The 4009-nt window shown below is 74.4% G+C and carries 5 protein-coding genes; 1 reads left to right on the top strand and 4 read right to left on the bottom strand.

Translation table 11 applies throughout. The features are described from left to right. Nucleotides 1-38: 38 nt before the first annotated feature. Nucleotides 39-443 (bottom strand): PPOX class F420-dependent oxidoreductase, encoded by a 405-nt coding sequence (locus tag ACFW1I_RS38090; protein WP_384678674.1) that lies wholly within the window; start codon nucleotides 441-443, stop codon nucleotides 39-41. Between the two features lie 196 nt (nucleotides 444-639). On the opposite strand from ACFW1I_RS38090, the gene ACFW1I_RS38095 reads away from it, so the two are divergent. Beyond that, entirely contained in the window at nucleotides 640-1854 is a 1215-nt protein-coding gene (locus tag ACFW1I_RS38095) for a glycosyltransferase (RefSeq protein ID WP_384678685.1), read from the top strand. Between the two features lie 12 nt (nucleotides 1855-1866). Here the strand turns inward: ACFW1I_RS38095 and ACFW1I_RS38100 are convergent, their stop codons facing one another. The 3 genes from ACFW1I_RS38100 to ACFW1I_RS38110 all read right to left on the bottom strand — a co-directional run bounded on the left by ACFW1I_RS38100 (nucleotide 1867) and on the right by ACFW1I_RS38110 (nucleotide 3802). Then, nucleotides 1867-2439 carry an antibiotic biosynthesis monooxygenase gene (locus ACFW1I_RS38100; protein WP_384678677.1) on the bottom strand — a complete coding sequence of 191 codons (573 nt, stop codon included), beginning with the start codon at nucleotides 2437-2439 and terminating at the stop codon, nucleotides 1867-1869. Between the two features lie 63 nt (nucleotides 2440-2502). Next, nucleotides 2503-2847, bottom strand: coding sequence for a GNAT family N-acetyltransferase (locus ACFW1I_RS38105; RefSeq protein ID WP_384678680.1), 345 nt, complete (start codon nucleotides 2845-2847; stop codon nucleotides 2503-2505). Nucleotides 2848-2878: 31 nt separating this feature from the next. Next, nucleotides 2879-3802 (bottom strand): pirin family protein, encoded by a 924-nt coding sequence (locus ACFW1I_RS38110; protein WP_384678683.1) that lies wholly within the window; start codon nucleotides 3800-3802, stop codon nucleotides 2879-2881. Nucleotides 3803-4009 lie beyond the last annotated feature (207 nt).

The raw sequence follows: 4009 nt of genomic DNA on the forward strand, positions 1-4009 counted from the left end.
GGGCGGGGCGGGCGCCCGGGCCGCCCCCCCCCCGCCGCTCAGATCCGCCCGACGACCTTCCGCGGGGTGATCCGGACGACCACGCGCTGGGTGTCGTCCACCGAGGCCGGGTTGAAGTCGCGGTACGCCTTGCCGCTGTACTTCATCGACAGCTCGTCGATCAACTCCTGCCCGCCCTCCGTGGTGATGAGAGCGGTGCCGCGGATCTCCGCGTACTCGTACGGGGAGTCGAACGGCTGGAGCAGCACGGTGACACGCGGGTCGCGGCGCAGGTTCAGCTCCTTGCGCCGCCCCACGGTCGTCGAGAACAGGATGTCGTGACCGTCGCGCTTCACCCAGACCGGGGACGCCTGCGGGCTTCCGTCGGGCTGGATGGTGGACACGGAGACGAAGACGGGGCCGTCGAGCAGTTCCTTGAGCCTGTCGCTGAGCTCAGCGGACACGGTGGCTCCCTCCGGGGACGGGGTGCGGATGTCGTGTCCCTTTCCTAGCGCATGCGGCGCCCCGGTGAGGTGATCCGCGCGCAAGTGATCGCGCGGCTCGACGGCTGACGGCGCCCGTCGGTGCCGACCCGATCGTGCGGGGTACTGGGGCGCCGCGCCCCGGTGGGGCAGACTGGGCGGCGTGCGCATCGTGATGATGACGGCGGGATCGCGGGGCGACGTCGCGCCGTACACGGGTCTGGGTGCCGGTCTCGTACGGGCCGGATACGAGGTGACGCTGGCCACGCACGGGATCTTCGAACCCCTGGTGGCGGGTTCGGGGGTGCGGTTCCGGCCGCTGCCCGTGGACCCCCGGGCCGAGCTGCACTCCCCGCACGGCCGGCGGCTGCACGACGCGCGGACCGGCGCCGGAAAGCTCGTGCGGCTGGCCTCCATGGCCCGGCAGGTGGCCGACGAGATGACGGCGGCCCTCGTGGAGGCGGCGCGGGACGGCGAGGTCCTGCTGGTCGGCGGGTCACTCGGCCCGCTCGGGTACGCCATCGCCGACGCCCTGTCGGTCCCCGCCCTCGGGCTGCACCTCCAGCCGCTGCACCCGACCGCCGACTTCCCCGCCCCGGTCCTCGGGGCCCGGCCCCTCGGCAGCGTGGGCAACCGGCTCAGCGGACAGGCCGTCATGACGTCGGTGGAGTTGTTGTTCCTCCACGCCGTCCGGTCGCTGCGACGGCGGCACGGCCTCGTGACGGCACGCCGTTCCCCGGGGCCACGGCCGGTGCTGCACGGCTACAGCGAGCTCGTCGTCCCCCGGCCCCGGGACTGGCCCGCCGAGCTGGAGGTGGCCGGGTACTGGTGGCCGCACCGCACCGGCCGGCTCTCCCCGGAACTGGAGGACTTCCTCGCCGCCGGGCCGCCGCCCGTCTTCGTCGGCCTGGGCAGCGCCACCGTCCCCGATCCCGACCGGGTGAGCCGCGCCATCGTCACCGCCCTGCGCGCGGCGGACGTGCGCGGCATCGTCCAGCGCGGCTGGGCCGGGCTGGACGCCCGGGACGGCGACGACATCCTGACCGTCGACGAGGTGCCCCACTCCCTCCTCTTCCCCCGGACGGCCGCCGTCGTCCACCACGCGGGAGCGGGCACGACCGGCGCCGTCCTGCGGGCCGGGGTGCCCTCCGTGCCCGTGCCGGTGCAGTTCGACGCGGCGTTCTGGGCGTCCCGGCTCACCGCGCTGGGCACCGCTCCGGGAGTGCTGCCGCTGCGCCGCCTCACCTCCACGGCCCTGGCCGGGGGCCTGCGCCGGGCGACGGAGGACGGCTCCCACCGGGCCCGCGCCCGCGCGCTCGCCGACCGGCTGGCCGAGGAGGACGGCGTCGCCCCGGTCCTCGCCGCGCTCGACCGGCTCGCGCGCCGACCGTAGGGGCGGGGGCGGTCACGGGGTGAGCCAGCCGCGCAGGAGTCTGCTGACGGCCGGCATCGCCGCGTACGTCATGAGGACGTTGAACACCCCGGCCGTGACCGCGCTGCTGAGCAGGAGGGGGAGGGCGGTGAGGTGGGGGAGGAGGAAGAGGCTGCCGAGGACGGAGATCGGATAGATCGCGAGGGTCGCGCTGACGGCCATCTTCCAGCGCGGCGGCGCGGGCCGGGTGGAGCCGGGCTCGGCGAACCAGGTCTCCATGCCGGTCAGCTTCCGCCGGGCGATCTCGGTGTGGTGGTGACCGGCGCAGTCGGCGAACCAGGCGGCCCGCTCGGGCGACTCCTGCCAGGTCCGGCACGCCTCCGCGTCCCGGAACCGGTGGACGAGGAACCAGGGCGCGGCGCCGCCGGAGGAGCGGAAGAGGCCGTATCCGAGGTGGCCGGGGAAGGTCGCGGCGGTGTCGAGGATCCCCTTCGCCCACCGCTCGAAGGCGGCCTCGTAGCCGGGGTCCACCCGGCGGGCTATCAGCAGGGTGACCTCGCCGGTGTCGGCGGGGACGGTGGCGTGCTCAAGGCTGACCGAGGTCAAGACGACTCCTCGTGATCGCGCCGCGCCCCCGCGTACTCTACGCGCCCCGGGGAGGGCGGGGTGTCAGCGCCCGAGCTGACCGTCGAGCCAGGTGAGGACCTCGGGGGTGACGGGGTCGGTGATGTCGGCGAACTCCTCGTGCTTCTTGAGGAACTTGGCGACGTACGGGCAGACGGGGACGATCCGCATGCCGGAGGCGCGGACGTCGGTCAGGGCCTGCTCGACGAGGACCGAGGCCAGCCCCTGGCCCGCGTAGGCGTCGTCGATCTCGGTGTGGAAGAAGACCCGCCGGTCGTCGCGGTCGCGGTACGCGGTCAGGCCGGCGCGCTGGTCGTCGACGAGGATCTCGTAGCGGTGGCGGGCGTCGACGCGACGGACGACGGGGGCGGAGGTGGTCTGCTCGCTCATGGGGGTCCTTCCGGGAGGGGGTGGCGCGGTGTCAGTGGCGGGCGGGGTTCTTGCGGGGCGTGATCACGGCGTTCGGCAGGGCCGGCGCCGGCAGGCGGTCGCCGGGGTAGCCGGTCACCTCGCCGAAGCGGTCGGAAGCGCGCTCCCACTCCTCGCGCGCCTCGACGATGTCCTGGTGGCTGCGGCCGATGAAGTTCCACCACATCACGATCTCCTCCTCGAACGGCGGGCCGCCCAGCAGGACGGTCCGGGCCGGGCGGTCGGAGGCGTTGGCCAGGGTGACCGTGGTGCGGCCGGGAGCGGCGTAGCCGAGCTCGGCGGGCTTGAGGACGGTGCCGTCGAGGCTGACGTCGCCCTCGTCGACGAGCAGGCCGTGCTCGAAACCGGGGTCGACGTCCAGGGTGACGGTGGCGCCCGCGTCGATCAGGACCTCGGCGCCGAGCAGCGGGGTGAAGGTGCGGATGGGCGAGGTGTCGCCGGCGAGGGTGCCGAGGAAGACCCGCAGCTCGGCACCGTCCACGCGGAACGCCCGCGGGGCGTGGTGCTGGAAGTCGCGGGCCGCGTGGCGGTGTTCGTCGGGGAGCGCGACCCACAGCTGCACGCCGTGCAGGACGGTGGTGTCCGGGGTGGAGACCTCCGTGTGGCTGATGCCGTGGCCGCCGGTCATGAGGTTGATCTCGCCGGGGCGGACGTACGCGTGGGTGCCGAGGCTGTCACGGTGCTCGATCTCGCCGCTGAAGAGCCAGCTGACCGTCTGGAGCCCGGTGTGCGGGTGCGGCGCGACGTCCATGCCGCCGGACTCGGCGACCCGGTCGGGGCCGTAGTGGTCGGCGAAGCACCAGGCGCCGATGAGCGTACGGGCCCGCTGCGGCAGCGTCCGCCGTACGGTCATCGCGCGCGGTCCGCCCAGCGGGACGTCCCGCGCGGTGAGGACCTCGATCTCCGTGCCGCCCATCCCCGACCCCTCTCCACGAGTTAGTTCTACTTTCAACAATCATGGATGATCTCCGCCCGGAAGGCAAGCCGCCCCCGGGGCCCCACGGGGGGGCGGGACAGGGCCCGCGCGGGTTGGGGGGGGGGAGTGGAGGGGGGGGGCTGAGTGCGCGTGTGTGGGGGGGGGGGGGGGCCCGGACGGCGGTGGCGGCGAACTCGACTTCGCCCC

This window comes from Streptomyces sp. NPDC058955 (assembly GCF_042741435.1).
Lineage (GTDB): Bacteria > Actinomycetota > Actinomycetes > Streptomycetales > Streptomycetaceae > Streptomyces.

Excerpts from the sequence above, each read along its gene's own strand:
- ACFW1I_RS38095 (WP_384678685.1), top strand. The coding sequence starts at position 640 with ATGACGGCGGGATCGCGGGGCGACGTCGCGCCGTACACGGGTCTGGGT.
- ACFW1I_RS38105 (WP_384678680.1), bottom strand. The coding sequence starts at position 2,847 with ATGAGCGAGCAGACCACCTCCGCCCCCGTCGTCCGTCGCGTCGACGCC.
- ACFW1I_RS38110 (WP_384678683.1), bottom strand. The coding sequence starts at position 3,802 with ATGGGCGGCACGGAGATCGAGGTCCTCACCGCGCGGGACGTCCCGCTG.